The organism is Streptomyces sp. CNX435 (assembly GCF_059570575.1).
This window is the reverse complement of the sequence record NZ_JCANTA010000003.1, coordinates 508366-528595: the sequence shown is the minus strand read 5'-3', so window position 1 is coordinate 528595 and position 20230 is coordinate 508366. Positions and strand designations below refer to the sequence as shown.

Here is a 20230-nt window from a genome sequence, read left to right as displayed (position 1 = left end):
CATCCACCCCCCTCCCGGAGGAGGAGTCGCAGTGTCATCGCTACGGAACGATCGCACCGACGCGCGGAGCCTGCCCGTCCGCGCCCTCCTGGCGGTCCTGGCCGCCGCCGCGCTGCTGCTGACGCCCTGGACCGGCGGCACCGCCCAGGCCCACGGCTCGACCGCCGACCCGGTCTCCCGCAACTACGGTTGTTGGCAGCGCTGGGGAGACGATTTCCAGAACCCGGACATGCAGCAGCAGGACCCCATGTGCTGGCAGGCGTGGCAGCACGACACCAACGGCATGTGGAACTGGAACGGCCTCTACCGTGAGGGCACCGGCGGCGACTTCGAGGCCCACATCCCCGACAACCAGTTGTGCAGCGCCGGCCACACCCAGGACGGCCGCTACGACTCGATGGACACCCCCGGCCCGTGGCAGACCTCGGACCTCGGCACCGACTTCACCGTCGACGTCCTCGACCAGGCGAACCACGGCGCCGACTACCTCTACGTGTACGTGACCCGGCAGGGGTACGACGCGCAGACCGACGCACTCGACTGGGGCGACCTGGAGCGTGTCGCCACCGCCGGCCCGTACGGCCCCGCCAGCCACTACACGGCGGACGCCAGCGCGCCCGGCCGCAGCGGCCACCACATCGTCTACACCATCTGGAAGGCGTCGCACGCGGACCAGATCTACTTCTTCTGCAGCGACGTGACGTTCTGAGGGCCGAGGCGCCCCCGCCGCCGGCCGGCCGAGCCCGGCCGGCGGCGGTGCGCGCGAGCCACGGCACGGCATCGGCGACCGGTGGGGCTGACCGGCTCCACCCCACCCCCGCCCGTATGGAATCCGACGTTTCGGCCCTCCAACGCCCATGTTGCAAAAGGAACTCGACCGGCGAACGCGCTGAACGTATGCGCGGAAGGCATGTCTATGATCAGGCATCAGTCCGTCCGGCACTCCCGCCAGCCCGACCGGCCCACCTGGCCGCCTGATCGCCACTGGATCTCACATGCGTCTGCACCACGTGCGTAGAAAGGCGGTCCCCCTCGCCGCCGTAGCAATGCTGTCCGTGCTGGCAGCCTGCGGCGACGGCGGCGATGACGGCGGCGACGGCGGCGGAAGCAGCGCCTCCCCGGCCGCCGGGACCGGCGGCGCCACGGACCTCAGCAAGGAGTGCCCGGAGACGATCGTGGTCCAGACGGCGTGGTGGCCGGACATCACCTCCGCCGGCGCCATGTACCAACTCCTCGGCGACGACATGGACGTCGACGCGGGTGCCAAGAAGGTCACCGCCCCGCTCGTGGCCTCCGGCGGCAAGGACACCGGCGTCAAGCTGGAGTTGCGCTCCGGCGGCCCGGCGATCGGTTTCAACCCGACGTCCTCGCAGATGTACACGGACGACAGCATCCACCTCGGCATACCCCAGGGTTTCGACGAGGCGATCCAGAACTCCGAGAAGCAGCCGACGCTGGCCGTGATGTCGCTGCTGGCGAAGAACCCGCAGGTCATCATGTGGGACCCGGAGAAGCACCCGGACGTCGAGACGATCGAGGACATCGGCAGGACCGACACCACCGTCGTCTACGTCCCGACACCGTACATGGACTACCTGACCAGCACGGGCATCCTGAAGAAGGACCAGGTCGACAGCTCCGGCGACGGCTCCCCGGCGCGCTTCGTCGCGGCCGGCGGCGACGTCGCCACCTCGGGGTACGCCACCGAGGACCCGTACATCTACGAGAAGGAGCTGCCCGACTGGGGCAGGCCGGTCGCCTCGCAGCTCGCCTACGAGTACTACCCGAACCCCGGTCCCTCGCCGATGATCCGCCCGGCGGACAAGGGCGAGCTGGCGCCGTGCCTGAAGAAGCTGGTCCCGGTCATCCAGCAGGGCGCGGTCGACCTGATGGAGAACCCGGACCCGGTCATCGACAAGGTCATCGAACTGCGCGACGTCTTCAAGGCCGACCAGCCGTTCTCCAAGGGCGTGGGTGAATACTCCATCGAGCAGATGACCGCGCTCGACCTCGTCGCCGACCCCGGCAAGCCGGTGGGCGAGTTCGACACCGGGCGGGTGCAGGAGCTGATCGACGTCGCCGGGCCGGTCTTCGAGTCCCAGAAGAAGCCCATCAAGCACGGGCTGACGCCCGAGGACCTGGTGACCAACGAGTTCATCGACACCTCGATCACGCTCGGCGGCGAGTGAGACCATTTCCCGGGGTGCGGGTACGGAGGCACAGATGACGGGTGACGGGACCTCGGACGGGTGCGAGGGGAGACTGCCGCTGCCGGACGCGCGCAGGGCGCACCCCTCGCGGTTCTGGGACTACGCGCTGGGCGGCCGTGACAACGTGCACGCCGACCGCGACCTGCTGCAGGAGGCCGAGCAGATCATGCCCGACCTCAAGGTGCTCACGCGGGAGCAGCGGCTCTTCGTCGACCGCACCGTCGAGTTCTGGGTCGGCGAGGCCGGAATCCGGCAGATCCTCGACATCGGCGGCGGGATGCCCACGGACATCTACGACAACGTCCACGAGATCGCCCACCGCATCGCCCCCGAGACCCGGGTGGTGTACGTCGACAAGAACCCGGTCGCCGTGGCGCACATGGCGGCGCTGCAGGCCGACGGCGAGTACACCGTCGCCCTCGAAGGGGACGTGCGCGAACCGGACACCGTCCTGTTCGACGACGTCGTCAGGTCCACCCTGGACTTCACGATGCCCGTCGGCGTCCTCCTCTCGGGCATCCTGCACTTCCTCACCGACGCCGAGGACCCGGCCGGCATCGTCGCCCGGGTGCACGAGGCGGTCGTACCCGGCAGCTACCTGGCGGTGAACCACATCTCGTCCGACATCGACTCCCGCGTGCCGGCGGTCATCGAGGTGTTCGAGCAGGCCAGCGACCCGCTGATCGACCGGGGCCGGGCGGAGCTGGAGCGGATCCTCGACGGCTGGACGCCGGTGGAGCCGGGGCTCGTTCCGGTCAGCCAGTGGCGCCCGGCCGGCCCGGTGCAGAACGCGTGCGACGCCTACGGGGCGGTACTCCGCAAGGCGTGAGACGGGCCGCGCCGCCGGGCGCCGCTTTTCCGCCCTACCGCCGGTAAGGCGCCATCTCCAGGGAATTGACGAATAAGTAAACGCCGTCTGCCTTTTCGATGGTGGCGGGGCGGATGTCAAGCGATCACCAAGTGCGCGTAAAGTCAGCGCCAAGCGCGATCTGGGAGGATCCGGACGTGTCCCCAAGTCGATCGTGGCTTGTATCCCCTTGCCAACACCTGCGTCGGGCCGTCTGACAGTAATTTCTCGACGCGGATGTGGGCGCGGCCGGCGAACTGAACCGAATGCGGTCAGGGGTCACAGGATTTGCTGTTCCGATGAACACCGAGGTTGACCCCCTGGAGGGAAGAATGCCTGACGCCACCAAGCTGGAAACGGTCTACTCGGCAATTGAGGAAACCGCCCGGCTAGTGGACGCGCCGTGCTCCAGAGAGAAGGTCTGGCCGGCTCTGGACACCTTCGGCCGGTGGTTCGACGACTCCCACATCATCTTCAGTATGGGGACGGGCAAGAAGTACCGGGGCGAGCTGGCCTTCGACTTCACCGTGCCCACCGAGGCCGGTGACCCCTACGCCGCCGCCGTGGCCGACGGCCTGCTGGAGAAGGTCGACCACCCGATCACCGGGCTTTTCTCCGAGATCGCCGACCGGTTGCCCCTCGACGCCTACGCCGTGGACTTCGGCGTCGCCCGCGGATTCAAGAAGGCGTGCGTCTTCTTCCCACTCGCCCAGCCGGCCAGCATGAAGGCGCTCGCGGAACTGCCGTCCATTCCGCCGGCCCTCGCCGAGCACGCCGATTTCTTCGCCGCCGCCGGGCTCGACGGCAAGGTCTCGTGCATCGGCATCGACTACGGCAGCCGGACGTGGAATCTCTACGTCAGCGGGCTCACCCCCGAATTCACGCAGCGCGACGCCATCGGGGAAACCCTCCGCGGCATGGGGCTGCCGGAGCCGAGCGAGCAGATGGGCGAGTTCATCAGCACTTCGTTCGCCCTGTACCCGACGTTCGGCTGGGACACCACCCGGGTCGAGCGCATGTGCTTCTCCACGCGGACCTCGGACCCGAACCTGCTGCCGGCCCGCATAGAGCCCGATATCGCGAAGTTCGCCCGCGACATGCCGACCGTGCACAGCGGCGAACCCAGCTACGTTTACGCCGGCACGGTGGCGCGGGGCGGCGAATTCTTCAAGCTCGCCTCGTATTACCAGTTTTCATCTCAGGTTTCAGAGCGGGTTCGTCCTGCGGACTGAACTCCACCGAAAAACCAGTGAGGATCAAGTGCTGAGCATGACCGAGAGCCGAGAACGCACCGAACCCGACCCGGCCGCGCTGTCAGTCAACGTCCGCAACCACCCACTCGCCCCAGCCGGACACGCCTTCACCCGATCTCCCGGCACAGCCGAGGGGGGCGCCTGATGACCGCTCCCGTCCTCATCGCCGGCGGCGGGATCGGCGGGCTCACCACCGCGCTGAGCCTGCACGCCGCCGGAATCGACGCGCTGGTCGTCGAGAACGCCCGGCGCATCGAACCCATCGGCGTCGGCATCAACCTCCTCACCCACGGCGTCCGCGAACTGACCGAACTGGGCCTCGGCGACGAACTCGCCGAGATCGGCGTGGCCACCGCCGAGAACGTCTTCTGCGACAAGTCCGGCAACCCGCTCTTCACCCAGCCGCGCGGCGAGGGTTCCGGCTCCAAGTGGCCGCAGTACTCCATCCACCGCGGCGAGTTGCACCTGATGCTCCTGGAGCAGGTCCGGCGGCGGCTCGGCGCCGACGCCGTCCGCACCGGTACCCGGCTGCAGGACTTCACCCAGCACGACAACGCCGTCGAGGTCCGCGTGACGAACCGCGAGAGCGGCGCCGTCGAGACCCTTGAGGCCGCCGCGCTGATCGGAGCGGACGGGCTCAACTCCACGGTACGCGCCCGGCTGCACCCGGACGAGGGACCGCTGTCCTGGTCCGGCCAGCGGATGTGGCGCGGCGTGACCGAGGGCGTCCCGCCGTTCTTCACCGGCCGCTCGTGGGTCGGGGTGAGCGACGGAGACGTGACGCTCGTCGCGTACCCGATCGGCAAGGACCGCACCAACTGGGTCTGCCTGGTACGGGTCGCCCAGCCGGGCCCGCTGCCCGAGGGCGGCGACGTCCCGATCGACGACCATCGCGAAGGCCGGCTCCAGGAAGTGCTCGCGTACTACAAGGACTGGTCGATCGACTGGCTCGACGTGCCCGCCCTGCTGGCGGGCTCCGGGGCCATCCTGGAGTACCCCATGGTCGACCGCGACCCGCTGCCCGCCTGGGGCAGCGGCCGGGTCACGCTCCTCGGCGACGCCGCCCACCCCATGTACCCGGCTGGGGGTAACGGCGCGGCACAGGCCGTCCTGGACGCCCGCGTGCTCGCCTACGAGCTGGCCCGGGCGGACGGCGACGTGCCGGCGGGCCTGGCCGCGTACGAGCGCGCCCGCGTGGCGGAGACCGACGGCGTCGTCATGGCCGCCCGGGCCATGGAGCGGGCCACGGGCCCCGACTCCTGGGACCGCGAACAGGTCACCCAGATCATGGAGATGTACCGCAAGAAGGCCGAGAGCGAGGCAGCACAGCTCAACTCCCGCCCCTCCTACGCCCCGCCGGGCCGGGAGTAGACGGGAACACCGCGGAGTCGCGACCGAAGGGGCCCGTCAGCATCCGCTGACGGGCCCCGGGCGCGCTCTCCCCACGGCATGCACCACCCCACCCCCCCCAACCACCACATCCGTCCGCTTGCGCCAGGAGGCGCCATGACCTCGTCAGCGTCGCTCCGATCAGAGACCGTCGCTCCGGTGTTCACCGACCACCACGACCTGCGTTCCCGTAACCGCTCGGCCGTCGAGCAGTACATGCAGACCGGCGCCGAGGCCCGGCTGAGCCGCTACACCCTCTACACCGAGGACGGCTCCGCGTCGCTGTTCTACACCGACGTCGGCCGGCCCATCGTCGTCCGGGGGCGGGAGAAGCTGAAGCGGCACGGTGAGCTGTCGATGCAGGTGCTGCCCGACTGGCAGTGGATCGACGTGAACATCTACCAGACCCAGGACCCGTCCGTGATCTGGGTCGAGTGCCAGGGCGAGGGCACGATCCGCTTCCCGGGCTACCCCCAGGGTCGCTACCGCAACCACTTCATCCACGGCTTCACGCTCAGCGACGGGCACATCGTCGCCAGCCGCGAGTACACCAACCCGATCGAGCACATGCGGGCGCTGAGCATCGAGACGCCGCACATCGAGCGGGCCTGGATCCCCTCCTGACCCGCGCGGGTCCCCGCCGTGCCGGGGTGGACTACCTAGCGGGTAATCGACCCCGGCACGCCCTCCTGCCATGATCGGCAGCGTACGGACCCGCCACCGGCCAGGAGGAACGCCATGCCCGCCTACGTCATCGCCAGGCTGAAGGACGCCGCCCCGCACCCGGACATCGCCGACTACATCGAGCGGCTCCCGGGCACCTTCGAGCCGTTCGGCGGCCGTTACCTCGTGCACGCCAGCCAGCACGAGGTCATGGAGGGCAGTTGGCCCGGGAGCATCGTGATGATCGGCTTCCCCGGATTCGGCGAGGCGCGCGCCTGGTGGGACTCGCCGGCGTACCGGGAGCTGGCGCCGCTGCGCTCCCGCCACATCGAGGGCGACATCATCCTCATCGAGGGTGTACCCGAGGGCTACGTCCCGAACGCCGCGGCACGCTCGATCCGCGAGGCCGCCGCCGCCCGGGGCACCGGATAGCGACGCGGCGCCACCGCCGGCCCGGCCCGGGACCGGGCCGGGCCTTCGTGGCGTACCGGAACGCGGGCTTCTAGTCCCTGCCGTGAGCGGCGGTGTTTAGCCGACGCCAATTCAGCACCAATCCGAGATGTACTGATCTTTAAGACGCGAGGGTGAAAATGACTCAATCCGCAACTCGCGGGCTGAACTACCCACGTACTCACGAGGAGGACACTTGTCCAGCACTCCACAGGCGGCCGCGGCAGCGGCGGCCCCACCCGGAGCCGGGCGAACCGTTACCGGCGTCCGCGGCGAAGACGCCGGCACATCCGGTGCGTACTCGGTGCTCGACTTCCTGACCGAAGGCGAGAACGACGTCGCCGGACGCCAGGTGGCCCAGCTCTTCTCCGGCTACCTCTACACCCCCATCGCCGTCGCGATCGTCGAGTTGGGCATCCTCGGCCGGTTAGCCGGCAAGGCACTGACCGCGGACGAGATCGCGAAGGACGCGGGAACCGACCCCGACGCCACGGGCCGGCTGCTGCGTGCGGGCATGGCCGTCGGGCTGATCTCCGGCACCGACGACGGCCGGTTCCGGCTGACCGCGGCCGGCGAGCGGCTCGGCCCGGACGCCGGGCGGCTCGGCGAGATGGCCGTGCTGTGGCTGGAGCCGATCCGCGAGGCCATGGCCGGTCTCGCGGAGCACGTACGCACCGGTCCCCAGGTGGATCCGGCCGCCCCCGGCGGTTTCTGGGACTACCTGGGCAGCCACCCGGGCGAGGCCGTGAAGTTCGCCCGCGCCATGGGCTACGCCACGTCCCGGCTGCCCGGCGCCCTGGCCTCCGCCGGCTACCGGCCGCCGGCCGCCGCACGGCTCGTCGACGTCGGCGGCAACCGGGGCACGATGCTCGCCTGGCTCCTCACGGCACTGCCCGAGGCGGCCGGCGTGATCATCGACCGGCCCGAGGCCATGGCGACGGCACCGGACTTCCTCGGCGCCGCCGGCGTGAAGGACCGCACCGAGCTGGTGCCCGGCAGCTTCTTCAACGAGGTGCCCCCGGGCGATCTGCACCTGCTCAGCCGGGTGCTGCACAACTGGGACGACAAGACTGCGCGGCAGATCGTCGCCAACTGCGCCAAGGCGAGCAGCCGGGGCGGTTCGCTCGTCGTGATCGAGTACGTCCTGCCCTCCGTGCCGGAACCCACCGTCGGCCATCTCATGGACGTGATGATGATGGTCCTCTACGGGGGCCGGGAGCGGACCCTGGAGCAGCACCGGGCGCTCATCGAGCCCGCCGGGTACGAGCTGCGCCGGGACTTCCCGGTCGGGGCGGTGAACGGCGGTCAGCCGCCGCTGCGGGTGCTGGAGTTCGAACGCACCTGAGCCGCCCGGCCATGTCCCACACGTGCGAGTGCACGTGAGCGAGGCCCGCCGCACGGGGCGACGACCCGGTGGCGCGGCTGAATTCCCCATCGGTGACCGATAACGGACACCGGGCACGGTTCGTCGGCGTCAACGGCGTCGACCGCGCACGAACCGTGCCCGCCTCCCCGGAGCGACTCCGGGAGCGGACCGCGCCCCGCCCGGCCGACGACGGCGGCGGGAAGACGCGAACCCCGGCCGGCGGGAGGCCGACCGGGGCGAAGTGCCGTTCCTCGCGGATGCGCGCCGGGTCTAGAAGACGTCGACGCCGTACGCGTTCAGGGCCTCCACGACCGGCTGGTAGAACGTCGTGCCGCCGGAGGAGCAGTTGCCGCTGCCGCCGGACGTCAGCCCGAGGGCCGTGCTGCCGGAGAAGAGCGGGCCGCCGCTGTCGCCGGGCTCGGCACAGACGTTCGTCTGGATCATGCCGTACACGATGTCGCCGCCGCCGTAGTTGACGGTGGCGTTCAGGCCCGTGACGGACCCGCTGTGCAGACCGGTGGTGCTGCCGCTGCGCCGTACGGACTGGCCCACCGAGGGGTTGGCCGCGCTGGTGATGTCCTGGTACTGCCCGTTGTACAGCGAGACCCGGCCGTCCGCCGCGGAGGCGTTGGAGTGCCGGATGATGCCGTAGTCGTTCGTCGGGAAGCTGGTGCCGGCCCTGGTGCCGATGTTCCACGAGCTGCCGATGTTGGTGCAGTGGCCGGCGGTCACCGCGTACTTGGTGCCGTCCCCGCTCTCGACGTTGAAGCCGAGCGAGCAGCGGGACCCGCTGGTGGTGATGGCCTCGCCACCGGCGATGTACTTGGTGAACTTCCCGTTGGTGCGCTGGACGTCGACGGCTCCGGCGTGGTCGCCGGCCGCCTCGGCGATCCGGGCCACTTCGGCCGCGGAGACGGTGCTGTCGACGGTGACCACGACGGTGTCGCTGGCGCGGTCGACGTACCAGGCGGTGCCCGCGACGTCCGCTTCGCCGACCGCGAGGTCGACGGCCTGGAGTTCTGCCGCGCTGAACGAGGGTGAGGCTTCCTGTGCGTTCGCACCCGCGGGCAGCGCGAGCGCTGCCACGGCGGCGAGGCCGGCGGTTGCGGTGATCAGCCGCAATCTGCCGCGGGAAGCCCCGTCGGGGGTCGTGCGCGTGATCTTCACAGATGTCTCCTCCGGGTTGGGGGAACCCGGGGCTCGAGGTGACGAGCCCCGTGAGACACCGTCAGCGGCCCGGCTTGTTTTGCCGTGCCCCTGACACGTCGTAGGGGAGTCTTGGCCACGCGGCGGCGATGCGCAAGACCGCCCCGGCCCCCGGACCGCGCCGGGCCGCCCGCCCGCGCCGGCCGGACGGCGCCGCGCGGCGTGTCGTCAGCTGCCGGGTGAATCGGGTCGGCCGGCGCGGCGGCAGATATCGACCCGGCCCTTCATGGCGGCGCACATTCATCGCGGAGACGCCGCGGCGACCTATTGCACCGACGGCTGGAAACGGAGTGGCAATTCATTGCCAGCCGTCCCTAGGAAGCTGCTACCTCGGGCCGGACGGGGCCGGCAGGCGGATATGGTGCAGGAGCAGGTCCGGATCCGTACATAGGGACAAGGGAGGTTCAACTCGGTGGTACGCGTTTCAATCCGATCTTTCATCGTGGCCGCGCCTCCCGCGCGGCGGTTCTGCATCCCATGTGCCCCGCCTGCGTGGGCATTTGCCCGCGGCACCCCCTTGTCGGCCGGGAATTCCACACGGTCTCGCTGAGCCGCGCCGACCGGCCCTGCGCATTGACACGGAAATTCCACTGAACCGACCGGGCGCCCCGGACCCGTCGACGCCCAAGTCCCCGGCGGCCTTTGACCGTATTCAGGACGGCGAAGTCCGCACGGCATCCGCCCCACCCGCCACGTGAGTAAAGGGAAGTGAGTCCAGCTATGTCCGGCGACAATGAGGTACGCGACCACAACCGCGCCATCGTCGAGAAGTACATGCACTGCCGTGGCCAGGACCGGCTGGAGCGGCACCTGCTCTTCACCGAGGACGGCACCGGCGGCCTGTGGACCACCGAGACCGGCGAGCCCATCGTCATCAGCGGGCGCGACCGGCTCGGCGAGCACGCCGTCTGGTCCCTGAAGTGCTTCCCCGACTGGGCCTGGATCAATATCGAGATCTCCGACACCCAGGACCCCGACCGCTTCTGGGTGGAGTGCGACGGCGAAGGCAAGATCATTTTCCCCGGCTACGAGCCCGGCCACTACCGCAACCACTTCCTGCACTCCTTCCTCTTCGAGAACGGGAAGATCAAGCAGCAGCGCGAGTTCATGAACCCCTGCCAGCAGTTCCGCGCCCTGGGCATCGAGGTGCCCTCGGTACGCCGCGAAGGCATCCCGACCTGACGGCGACCGCTCCACGACCCTCGTACCTCGACACGCACACTCGGCAGGGGGAGAACGTGCCTACCTCAGTCCAGGAATTCCACGCGCCGCCGGCTCTACAGCAACCCGTGTGGGAGGACACCGGCCAGGTGCGGCGGGTACGGGAGGCGCTCGACGCCGCGCCGCCGCTCGTCACCGATGACGGTGCGGCACGGCTGCGGCGCCGGCTCGCCGAGGTCGCCGAGGGGCGCGCGCACCTGATCCAGGCAGGCGACTGCGCCGAAGACCCGGCGGAGTCGACCCCGTACCACGTGCGGCGCAAGAGCGCGCTCCTCGACGGCCTCGCCGACACCGCGGCCCAGATCACCGGCCGGCCCGTGTTACGGATCGGCCGTATCGCCGGGCAGTTCGCCAAGCCGCGCTCCAAGCCCGTCGAGCAGATCGGCAACGTCACGCTGCCCGTCTACCGCGGGCACATGGTCAACCGGCCCGAGCCCGACGCCGAGTCCCGCCGTCCCGACCCACGGCACATCCTGGAGTGCTTCCGGGCCGCCCAGGACGTCGTACGCGAACTCGACGCGGTCAACGCCGGGCGGCCGGACGCCGAACGGGTGTGGATCAGCCACGAGGCGCTGCTTCTCGACTACGAAACGCCGATGCTGCGGCGCACCGCAACCGGCGAGCAGTACCTCTCCTCCGCACACCTGCCGTGGGTGGGGGAGCGCACCCGCCGGCCCGACGGTGCCCACGTCGGGCTGCTCGCCGACGTCGTCAACCCGGTGGCGTGCAAGATCGGATCCGGCACCACGCCCGCGGACATCGCGGAGCTGACCGACCGGCTCGACCCGGCCCGGCAGCCCGGCCGGCTCGTGCTCATCGCCCGCATGGGCGCCGGCTTCGTCACCGGCCGGCTGCCGAGCCTGGTGCAGGCCGTCCACGCGGCCGGCCATCCCGCCGTGTGGATCTGCGACCCCATGCACGGCAACACCGTCACCGGTCCCGACGGGCAGAAGACCCGGCTGATGGACGCGATGCTCGCCGAGATCCGCGGCTTCTGCGACGTCCTGGACGCCACCGGCGGCGTCAACGGCGGGCTGCACCTGGAGACGACCCCGGACCTGGTGACGGAGTGCGCGGCCGACATGGCCACGATCGGCTCCGCGGGCCGGCGCACCACCTTCTGCGACCCCCGGCTCAACCCGGGCCAGGCCCACCAGCTCGTGGCCGCCTGGGCCGGAACCCGCTGAGAGCCGCCGCCGGGACCGGGCCCCACCCCGGTCCCGGCGGCGCGGCCGGCCGCCCCGGCCGTGTACCCCACCGCACCGAGAGGAGCCGAACCGTGGTCGGCATACCCGTCATCGACCCGTACGAGCTGCCTACGGCAGAGAACCTGCCGGCCAACCTGGCGGCGTGGACGCCCGACCCCGCTCGCGCGGCGCTGATCGTGCACGACATGCAGCGGTTCTTCCTGCGACCGGTGCCGGAGACGGTCCGCTCCCAGCTCGTCCACAACGCCGCGCTGCTGCGCAAGCGGGCCGCCGAACTCGGCGTGCCCGTCGCGTACTCGGCGCAGCCGGGCGGCATGAACCAGGAGGAGCGCGGCCTGCTCGTCGACTTCTGGGGACCCGGCATGCGCACCGCACCCGAGGACCGCGAGGTCGTACCCGAGCTGGCGCCCGCCGACGGCGACTGGCTGCTGACCAAGTGGCGCTACAGCGCCTTCTTCAAGTCCGGGCTGCTGGAGCGGCTGCGCGCCGAGGGCCGCGACCAGCTCGTGCTGTGCGGGGTCTACGCCCACGTCGGCGTGCTGGCCACGGCGATCGACGCCTTCACCCACGACATCCAGGTGTTCCTCGCCGCCGACGCGGTCGCCGACTTCACCGCCGACCGGCACCGGATGACGCTGGAGTACGTGGCCCAGCGCTGCGGGATGGTCGTCCCGAGCGCGGAGATCTTCGCATGAGCGCCGCCCGGGACGCCGGCGCCGGTCTGCTCGACCGGCTGCTGACCGGGCCCCTCCCGCCCGCGTTCGCCCTGCTGCACCGCCCGGAGAGCGGCACCCCCGGCACCGTCGACGTACTCCTCGGCGACGTCTCCCACCCCGACTCCCTGGCCGGCCTGCCGCTGCCCGACCCCGCCGTCCCGCCGGCCGCCACCGCCCACCGGACGCTGCTCGTGGTGCCCTACCGGCAGCTCACCGAACGGGGCTTCGCCGCCCCCGACGACGGTGCGCCGCTGATCGCCATGAACATCACCGAGCAGGCCGCGCTGCCGCTGGCCGACACTCTCGCCCGGCTGCCCGACACCCCCGCCGCGCTCAGCGGGCACCGCTTCGACCTGTCCGACGAGGAGTACGCCGACGTCGTACGGCGCGTGGTGACCGACGAGATCGGCACCGGAGAAGGCGCCAACTTCGTCATCAAGCGCACCCTGCTCGCCGACGTCGGCGGGGAGCCCGCGCGTGCGGCGCTGACCGTCTTCCGGCGGCTGATCGCCCTGGAGCCCAGCGCCTACTGGACGTTCGCCATCCACGTCGACGGCCGTACCTTCGTGGGCGCCACCCCCGAGCGGCACATCTCCGTCACCGAGGGCCGCGCCGTGATGAACCCCATCAGCGGCACGTACCGCTACCCAGCTGGCGGCCCCACCCTCGACGGCCTCACCGCGTTCCTGCGGGACCGCAAGGAGACCGACGAGCTGTACATGGTGCTGGACGAGGAACTGAAGATGATGTCCCGCATCTGCCCGGACGGCGGCCGGGTCACCGGGCCCGCGTTGAAGGAGATGGCGCGGCTCGCCCACACCGAGTACTTCATCGAGGGCCACACCGAGCGCGACGTACGGGACGTCCTGCGCGAGACGCTGTTCGCGCCGACCGTCACCGGCAGCCCGGTGGAGAGCGCCGCCCGCGTCATCGCCCGGCACGAGCCGCAGGGCCGCGGCTACTACAGCGGCGTCGCCGCGCTCGTCAGCGACGAGCCCACGGGCAGCCGCACGCTGGACTCCGCCATCCTCATCCGCACCGCCGACATCGCGGACGACGGGCGGCTCGCCCTCGCCGTCGGGGCCACCCTCGTACGCCACTCCTCGCCGGAGGGCGAGTCCGCCGAGACCCGCGTCAAGGCCGCCGCCCTGCTCGACGCCCTGGGCGCGGACCCCGCCGCCGGGACCGCGGACCCCGCCGAAGCCGCCGTGACCACCGAAGCCGCCGGGGCCGCCAACCCTGCCCCGCGCTTCTCCGACCACCCCGCCGTCCGCGACGTGCTGCGCGGCCGCAACACCGGCATCGCCGACTTCTGGCTCGCCGCCACCGGCACCCGCCCGCTGACCGTGCCCGCGCTGGAGGGCATGAAGGTCCTCGTCGTCGACGCAGAGGACACCTTCACCGCGATGATGGTGCAGCAGCTGGAGGCCCTCGGCCCCACCGCCGAAGTACGGCGCTTCGACGAGCCGTACGACGTCGACGGCTTCGACCTCGTCGTCATGGGCCCCGGCCCCGGCGACCCCCGCGCCACCGCCGACCCGAAGATCGCCGCGCTGAACAAGGCCGTCGCGGGACTGCTCGACAACCGCACGCCCTTCCTCGCCGTCTGCCTCAGCCACCAGGTCCTCAGCCTCCGGCTCGACCTCGACCTGGTCCGCCGCGACCGGCCCAACCAGGGCGTCCAGCGCGCCATCGACCTCTTCGGCCGCCCCGAACACGTCGGCTACTACAACACGTTCGCCGCCGTCAGCCCCGCCGACGACTTCGACGTGCCCGACGTCGGCCGGGTCCGCGTCAGCCGCGACGCGGCCACCGGCCAGATCGACGCGCTGCGCGGCCCGCACTTCGCCTCCTTCCAGTTCCACGCCGAATCCGTCCTCACCGTCGACGGCCCCCGGCTCATCGGCGACGCCCTGCTCGGGGTGATCGGCCCGTGAGGTGCGAGATCACCCTGTGGGACCTCGACGGATCCCCGCAGAGCGTCGACTCGCTGCGCGAGACCCTGCGCGCCGGGGCCGCCGACGAATGGGCCGACGTGCCGGGGCTGCGCGCGAAGTTCTGGATCGCCGACCGGGAGAGCAACCGCTGGGGCGCCGTCATGGTCTGGGAGCACGACCGGCCCGCGGACCTCCCGCTGCCACCCAACCGGGCCGCCGAGCTGATCGGGACGCCCCCCGTCCACCACCTGAGCTTCGACGTCGAGGCCGTCGCCGAGGGCGTGCACGAGCTGCCCGTGCTGCACGGACTCGGCGCCGCCCTCACCGACTGAAGACCTCGTATCCGCCCGTCAGGAGTGCCGTACATGCCCGATCTCGACTACATGCTGGTGGACGCCTTCTCCCGCAGGCCGCTGTACGGCAACCCCGTCGCCGTCTTCCTCGACGCCGAGGAGCTGACGCCCGATCTGATGCAGCGCATCGCCCGGGAGATGAACCTCTCCGAGACCACCTTCGTGCTGCCCCCCGGCGAAGGCGGCGACGCCCGCATCCGCATCTTCACTCCCGTCAACGAACTGCCCTTCGCCGGCCATCCGCTGCTCGGCACCGCCGTCGCCCTCGGCGAGACGCGCAAGCAGGACCGGCTGCGGCTGGAGACGGCGATGGGCGTCATCCCCGTCCGCCTCACCGACGACGAGGGCGCGGTGAAGGTCAGCATGCGCCAGCCGCACCCCGTGTGGGAGCCCTACGCCGAGGCCGACGAACTCCTGGCCGCCCTCGGCGCCGACGCCTCCGTCGCGCCCGTCGAGGTCTACCGCAACGGCCCCCGGCACGTCTTCGTCGGCCTGGAGAGCGTCCCCGCGCTGTCCGCGCTGCGGCCCGACCACCGCGCGCTGTCCGCGTTCCCCGACATGGCCGCCAACTGCTTCGCCGGCGAGGGCCGGCAATGGCGCGCCCGGATGTTCTCGCCCGCGTACGGAGTCGTCGAGGACGCGGCGACCGGCTCGGCGGCCGGCCCGCTCGCCATCCACCTCGCCCGGCACGGCCTGGCCGCGTACGGCGACCAGGTGGAGATACTCCAGGGCGTCGAGATGGGCCGGCCCTCCCTGATGCTCGCCACCGCCGAGGGCGACGGCGAACAGATCAACTCCGTCCACGTCGGCGGCCACGGGGTCACCGTGGGGCGCGGCACCCTCTTCCTCTAGACGCCCTGCGGGCGGCCACCGTAGAAAGGCACATGATGCAGACGAGCAAGTTCGAGAGCCTCACGGTCGAGAACGACCCGGACTTCCCCGAGTACGACAACCCGCCGGCCGACCCCGTGGGCCTCATGCAGCGCTGGCTCGACCGGGCCGTCGAGCTTCAGGTCCGCGAGCCCAAGGCGCTCGCGCTGGCCACCGCGGACAAGCGCGGCCGGCCGTCCGCGCGCATCGTCCTGGTCAGCGCCATCGACGAGCGCGGCGTGCTGTTCACCAGCCACGCCTCCAGCCGCAAGGGCCGCGAGATCGAGGAGAACAACTGGGCTGCCGGGCTGCTCTACTGGCGCGAGACCGGCCAGCAGATCAAGCTCTCCGGAACCGTCGAACCGGTCCCGGTGGCCGAGTCCGAGTCCCTGTGGCAGGCCCGGGCCATTCCGCTGCACGCCATGTCGGTGGCGTCCCGGCAGAGCGAGCCGCTCGCCGACCCGAAGGCGCTGCGCGCCGAGGCCGAACGCCTCGGCGAGGGCGGCAAGGCGCTGGACCGCCCGGAGCGCTTCTACGGCTACCGGCTGCAGCCGCAGGACGTGGAGTTCTGGGCCCACCGCCCGGACCGGCTCCACCTGCGGTTGCGCTACGACCGGGACGGCGACGGCTGGATCTCCGTCCGCCTCCAGCCTTAAAGCACACGGTGTCCGCGAGGGCCGTGGCCGTACGACGGTGAACGGCGCGGGCGGCCGGCGGACCGGATCTCTCCGGACCGCCGGCCGCCCGCGCCGTCATCGGCTCCGCGCGGTCGCGAGGGCCGAGGGTTCAGCCCTTCGTCGCCTCGATGATCGCGGCGTGCGGCGAGACGTGATGCACCTTCCCCGGCGCCAGCCCCGCCTTGCGCATCAGCTCCTCGTACTCCGCCTGCGTCCGGCCCTTGCCGTTCAGCACGGTGAGCATCGTCATGTCCACGGTCTTGCTCGGATGCGGCTCGTTCCCCTCCGGCACCAGCGCATTGACCATGAGCAGCCGCGCGTCGTCCGGCATGGCCCGCCGGCACACCTCCAGGATCTCCACGCACTTGTCGTCGGGCCAGCTCGCGAGCACGTGCTTCAGGATGTAGACGTCGCCGCCCTCCGGCACCGCCGAGAAGAAGTCGCCGCCCACCGCGCGCCACCGGCCCGACAGCTCCGGCACGTCCAGCACATGCCCGGCCACCACCGGCTCGAGATCCATCAGGGTGCCCTCAAGATGCGCGTTGCGCCGCAGAATCGCCCGCAACTGCCCGCCGCGACCGCCGCCCACGTCCACGACCGTGCGCGCGGAAGCGAAGTCGTATGCCCCGGCGACCTGGTCGCTCAACGCCTCCGAGAACGACGCCATGCTTACGTCGAACTGCTGGCCCAGCTCACGGTTGGCGAACAGGTACTGGTAGAAGGGCATCCCGTACTCGTCCTCGAACGGGTTCCCGCCGGTGCGGACCGCCTCGCTCAACCCGGCCGCGGACCGCCAGAAGATCTCGTTGCCGTGCACGTCCACGTACGCGCGCATCGACACCGGGACGTCCTCGCGCAGCAACTGCGCCATCGGCGTGAGGGCGAAGCGGCCGTCCTCCTCCTGCCGGAAGACGCCGTGCGCGGCGAGATAGCGGAGCAGCCGCGCCAGGTGCGGGCCGTTGAGTCCGGCCTCCGCCGCCATGTCGTCCGCGCTGCGGGGACCGTCGGCCAGCAGGTCGGCGAGCCGCAGGTGCGCGGCCGCGTGCAGCGCGGCAGACCGCAGATAGCCGGTCGACAAGTCGATCAACTGCTCGATGGGATTGGTGGGTGTGTCCATGCGGACACACTAGGTCGCAGGCCCGACATCGAACAGGCAGCCGGATACGGCAGGTATCTGCTACCGGCGGTATCCGGAAGAAGCGCGTCAGTAGAGCTCGATGTCCAGTCCGGTGAGGTCCGCCTTGATGTCGATCGTGGTGATGCGGCCGTTCGCCGTGCCGAAGCAGAACGCCATGTGCGGACGTCCGTTCTGGACCCAGACCAGCGCCGCCTCGCCGTCGATCAGCGCGGGCGCCGGCTTCCAGGTACGCCCCGCGAACACCCGGGTAACGGCGTCCGCGCCGTGGATCTCGGCGACGTTCGTGATCGGGTTCTCCCCGCGCAGCTCCGCCTCCAGGCTGATCCGCACCGCCGCCGCGTCCGTACGCAGCACGATGTCCGGGTCGAGCATCGCCAGCAGCGCCTCGAAGTTGCCCTCCCGGGACGCGGCGAGAAACGCGGTCGCCAGATCTGACTTGCCGGACGCGAAGGAGACGGCGGCGGAGTCGTCGTACACACCGAAGCTCTCGCCGCGCCGCGCGCGGGGCGTGGAGCGGTGCACCCGGCGCCGCGCCCGGCTGGCGAGCTGCCGGGCCGCGGCGGGGGAGCGGTCGACGATGGCGGCGATCTCCTCGAAGGGCACGGCGAACATGTCGTGCAGCACGAACGCCAGCCGCTCGGCCGGCGTCAGCGCGTCCAGCACGACGAGCAGCGCCAGCCCCACGGAGTCGGCGATCACCGCCTCCTCCTCCGGGTCGTCCGGCGACGGCTCGTCGTGCGGTTCGCCCTGCTCCGCCGTGTCCACCAGCACTTCGGGCCGGGACTTGCGGGACTGCAGCATGTTGAGCGACACCCGGGCGACGATCGTCGTGACCCAGCCGCTGAGGTTCTCCACCTCGCTGGTGTCCGAGCGGCTGAGCCGGATCCACGCCTCCTGGACGGCGTCGTCGGCTTCCGGGACCGAGCCCAGCATCCGGTACGCGACCGCGCGCAGCCGGGGCCGGTCGTTCTCGAAACGCTCGGCCAGCCAGTCGTGTTCACTCATGGGTGCTCTCGGTCCTCTCCCCTTTGCCAGTCATGTAACTGACCGGCGAGAACGCGCCGATGTGACGAGCCACCGGAGAAACCCGCCAGAAGGACGCCGACGGCCGGAAGGCCACACCGCACCGCCGACTTCCCGCCACCCGCCCGCGGGCCGTCCGTGGCCCGGCCGTGAACCGTCCGGCTACCGTGGCCGGATGCGTGAAACCACCGAAGACCTGCGGCGGCTCCAGGAGCTTCTCGACGCCTCCCTGGCCCGCTCCACCGGCCACCTCCGCTCCATCATCAACACCGAGCGCACGCTGACCGCGGAGCAGCTCACCCGCGTCCTCACCGGCATGTGCACGCTCTCGCTCGCCACGGTGACCGCCAAGGGCGAGCCCCGCATCAGCGGCGTCGACGGCCACTTCCTCCACGGCACCTGGTACTTCGGCACCGCCCGCACCGCGGCCAAGGCCCGGCACCTGGCCGCCCGCCCCGCGGTGAGCCTGGCGCACATGCGCGGCGAGGAGCTGGGCGTGTTCACCCACGGCGACGCGGTCACCCTCAACCCCGAGCACGGGGAGCCCGACCCCGAGTGGCCGGAGATGCTGGCGTACTTCAAGGACTGCTACGGCGAGGACGCCTTCCGCTGGGACGAGGAGGTCGTCTTCTACCGGCTCCGCCCGCACTGGATGACGGTCTTCGCCCCCGACGCCGACCGGCTGGGCGTCGCGTAGCGCCGTCGGCCCCCGCGGGCGGAGCGTACGGAATCCGCCGCCGCCCGGCGGTCAGGACGCGGCATCGGCGTACGCGACGGAGAGCCGGGACAGCACCTCGATCTGCTCGTCCTGGTCGATCATCGCCCAGAACACGTGATCCGCCCCCAGCCGGTCCAGCTCCAGCAGGTCCGCCGCGACCTGCTCCACCGAGCCGGTCAGGGGGCCCCGTCCGTCGACCGCCGGGCCCGCCGTCACGCCGCCGTTGACCTGCACCACCAGCGGCAGCGACGCCGCGTCGTGGCCCGCCGCGGCGGCGCTCGCGCGGAACGCGCCGACCGTCGCCCGCAGCGCGTCCCAGTCGAAGACGACGAGGCTCAGCCCCAGACCCAGCCGCCCCGCACGGTCCACCGCCGCCGGGCTCCCGGCGCCGACGAGCACCGCCGGCCCTCCGGCCCGTACCGGCTTCGGCCCGATCTCCGACTCCGGCACCCGGTAGAACCGCCCCTCGACCAGCACCGGCTCCGGGCCCCAGACCGCACGCATCACGCCCAGGTGCTCCTCGAACCCCGCCCCGCGCCGCGCCAGCGGTACACCCGCCGCCGTGAACTCCTGCTCCATCCAGCCCTGGCCCACCCCGGCCAGCAGCCGGCCGCGGGAGAGCCGGTCCACGGTGGCCAGCCGGCGGGCGAGCAGCACGGGGTTGTGCAGCAGCGCGGGGATGACGCTGGTGCCCAGCAGGACGCGCTCCGTCTTCGCCGCGACGTACGCCAGCGTCTCCAGCGGGTCGTGGGCGTCGGCCCACACCTCGGGCCCGGTCATCTCCGGTCCGCCAGGACCGCCCATCGGGATCGGCTTCGTGGGCCGCAGCCACCGCTCGTACGTCCACACGCTGCCGAGCCCCGTCTCCTCCGCCCGCCGCGCGACGCCGGCCAGGACGTCGGGCGCCCGGGGCGCCCGGCCAGGACGTCGGGCGCCGCCCCCGGACCGGACTGGGGCAGGGCCGCACCGATCTGCACCATGATGT

At 71.4% G+C, this 20230-nt stretch carries 19 protein-coding genes and 1 pseudogene; 16 read left to right on the top strand and 4 right to left on the bottom strand.

What is annotated here, in order from left to right:
• Positions 1–31: 31 nt before the first annotated feature.
• From T328_RS08750 to T328_RS08715, 8 genes are all read left to right on the top strand, one after another.
• A complete protein-coding gene (locus tag T328_RS08750; protein ID WP_496495326.1) occupies positions 32–709 on the top strand; it encodes a lytic polysaccharide monooxygenase in 678 nt (225 codons plus the stop codon).
• A 286-nt stretch (positions 710–995) separates the two neighbouring features.
• Positions 996–2189 (top strand): hypothetical protein, encoded by a 1194-nt coding sequence (locus T328_RS08745; protein WP_496495325.1) that lies wholly within the window; start codon positions 996–998, stop codon positions 2187–2189.
• A 34-nt stretch (positions 2190–2223) separates the two neighbouring features.
• Complete coding sequence (locus T328_RS08740; protein ID WP_496495324.1) at positions 2224–3039, top strand: SAM-dependent methyltransferase; 816 nt, start codon at positions 2224–2226, stop codon at positions 3037–3039.
• A gap of 350 nt (positions 3040–3389) precedes the next feature.
• Positions 3390–4289, top strand: a complete 900-nt coding sequence (locus T328_RS08735) for an aromatic prenyltransferase (RefSeq protein WP_496495323.1) — start codon at positions 3390–3392, stop codon at positions 4287–4289.
• A 165-nt stretch (positions 4290–4454) separates the two neighbouring features.
• Positions 4455–5681 (top strand): FAD-dependent monooxygenase, encoded by a 1227-nt coding sequence (locus T328_RS08730; RefSeq protein ID WP_496495322.1) that lies wholly within the window; start codon positions 4455–4457, stop codon positions 5679–5681.
• Between the two features lie 135 nt (positions 5682–5816).
• On the top strand, positions 5817–6323 hold the full coding sequence (locus tag T328_RS08725; RefSeq protein WP_496495321.1) for a PhzA/PhzB family protein: 507 nt from the start codon (positions 5817–5819) through the stop codon (positions 6321–6323).
• 114 nt (positions 6324–6437) lie between these two features.
• Positions 6438–6794, top strand: a complete 357-nt coding sequence (locus T328_RS08720) for a DUF1330 domain-containing protein (protein ID WP_496495320.1) — start codon at positions 6438–6440, stop codon at positions 6792–6794.
• Between the two features lie 214 nt (positions 6795–7008).
• Positions 7009–8157, top strand: a complete 1149-nt coding sequence (locus tag T328_RS08715; RefSeq protein WP_496495319.1) for a methyltransferase — start codon at positions 7009–7011, stop codon at positions 8155–8157.
• 291 nt (positions 8158–8448) lie between these two features.
• On the opposite strand, the gene T328_RS08710 is transcribed toward T328_RS08715, so the two are convergent.
• A complete protein-coding gene (locus tag T328_RS08710; protein WP_496495318.1) occupies positions 8449–9345 on the bottom strand; it encodes a S1 family peptidase in 897 nt (298 codons plus the stop codon).
• 759 nt (positions 9346–10104) lie between these two features.
• Between T328_RS08710 and T328_RS08705 the strand changes: the two genes are divergently transcribed.
• From T328_RS08705 to phzG, 7 genes are all read left to right on the top strand, one after another.
• Positions 10105–10566 carry a PhzA/PhzB family protein gene (locus tag T328_RS08705; protein ID WP_496495317.1) on the top strand — a complete coding sequence of 154 codons (462 nt, stop codon included), beginning with the start codon at positions 10105–10107 and terminating at the stop codon, positions 10564–10566.
• A 56-nt stretch (positions 10567–10622) separates the two neighbouring features.
• Positions 10623–11792 (top strand): 3-deoxy-7-phosphoheptulonate synthase, encoded by a 1170-nt coding sequence (locus T328_RS08700; protein ID WP_496495316.1) that lies wholly within the window; start codon positions 10623–10625, stop codon positions 11790–11792.
• A 92-nt stretch (positions 11793–11884) separates the two neighbouring features.
• The gene (locus T328_RS08695; RefSeq protein ID WP_496495315.1) at positions 11885–12508 is read left to right on the top strand and encodes an isochorismatase family protein; all 624 of its coding nucleotides are present in this window, start codon (positions 11885–11887) and stop codon (positions 12506–12508) included.
• Positions 12505–14466, top strand: coding sequence for an anthranilate synthase family protein (locus T328_RS08690; protein ID WP_496495314.1), 1962 nt, complete (start codon positions 12505–12507; stop codon positions 14464–14466). The genes T328_RS08695 and T328_RS08690 overlap by 4 nt, the downstream gene beginning before the upstream one ends.
• Positions 14463–14798, top strand: coding sequence for a hypothetical protein (locus T328_RS08685; protein ID WP_496495313.1), 336 nt, complete (start codon positions 14463–14465; stop codon positions 14796–14798). The genes T328_RS08690 and T328_RS08685 overlap by 4 nt, the downstream gene beginning before the upstream one ends.
• A gap of 33 nt (positions 14799–14831) precedes the next feature.
• A complete protein-coding gene (locus T328_RS08680) occupies positions 14832–15671 on the top strand; it encodes a PhzF family phenazine biosynthesis protein (RefSeq protein ID WP_496495312.1) in 840 nt (279 codons plus the stop codon).
• Between the two features lie 32 nt (positions 15672–15703).
• Positions 15704–16345, top strand: a complete 642-nt coding sequence (gene phzG, locus T328_RS08675; protein ID WP_496495311.1) for a phenazine biosynthesis FMN-dependent oxidase PhzG — start codon at positions 15704–15706, stop codon at positions 16343–16345.
• 130 nt (positions 16346–16475) lie between these two features.
• Here phzG and T328_RS08670 read toward each other — a convergent pair whose 3' ends face one another.
• Together T328_RS08670 and T328_RS08665 are read right to left on the bottom strand one after the other, a co-directional pair.
• A complete protein-coding gene (locus T328_RS08670; RefSeq protein WP_496495310.1) occupies positions 16476–17483 on the bottom strand; it encodes a methyltransferase in 1008 nt (335 codons plus the stop codon).
• Positions 17484–17570: 87 nt separating this feature from the next.
• Positions 17571–18509: a sigma-70 family RNA polymerase sigma factor gene (locus tag T328_RS08665; RefSeq protein WP_496495309.1), complete on the bottom strand. Its 939-nt coding sequence runs from the start codon at positions 18507–18509 to the stop codon at positions 17571–17573.
• A gap of 193 nt (positions 18510–18702) precedes the next feature.
• Between T328_RS08665 and T328_RS08660 the strand changes: the two genes are divergently transcribed.
• A complete protein-coding gene (locus T328_RS08660) occupies positions 18703–19224 on the top strand; it encodes a pyridoxamine 5'-phosphate oxidase family protein (protein WP_496495308.1) in 522 nt (173 codons plus the stop codon).
• A 51-nt stretch (positions 19225–19275) separates the two neighbouring features.
• Here the strand turns inward: T328_RS08660 and T328_RS08655 are convergent.
• Positions 19276–20142 (bottom strand): annotated as a pseudogene (locus tag T328_RS08655) (TIGR03619 family F420-dependent LLM class oxidoreductase); the annotation flags it as partial.
• Positions 20143–20230: the final 88 nt, after the last annotated feature.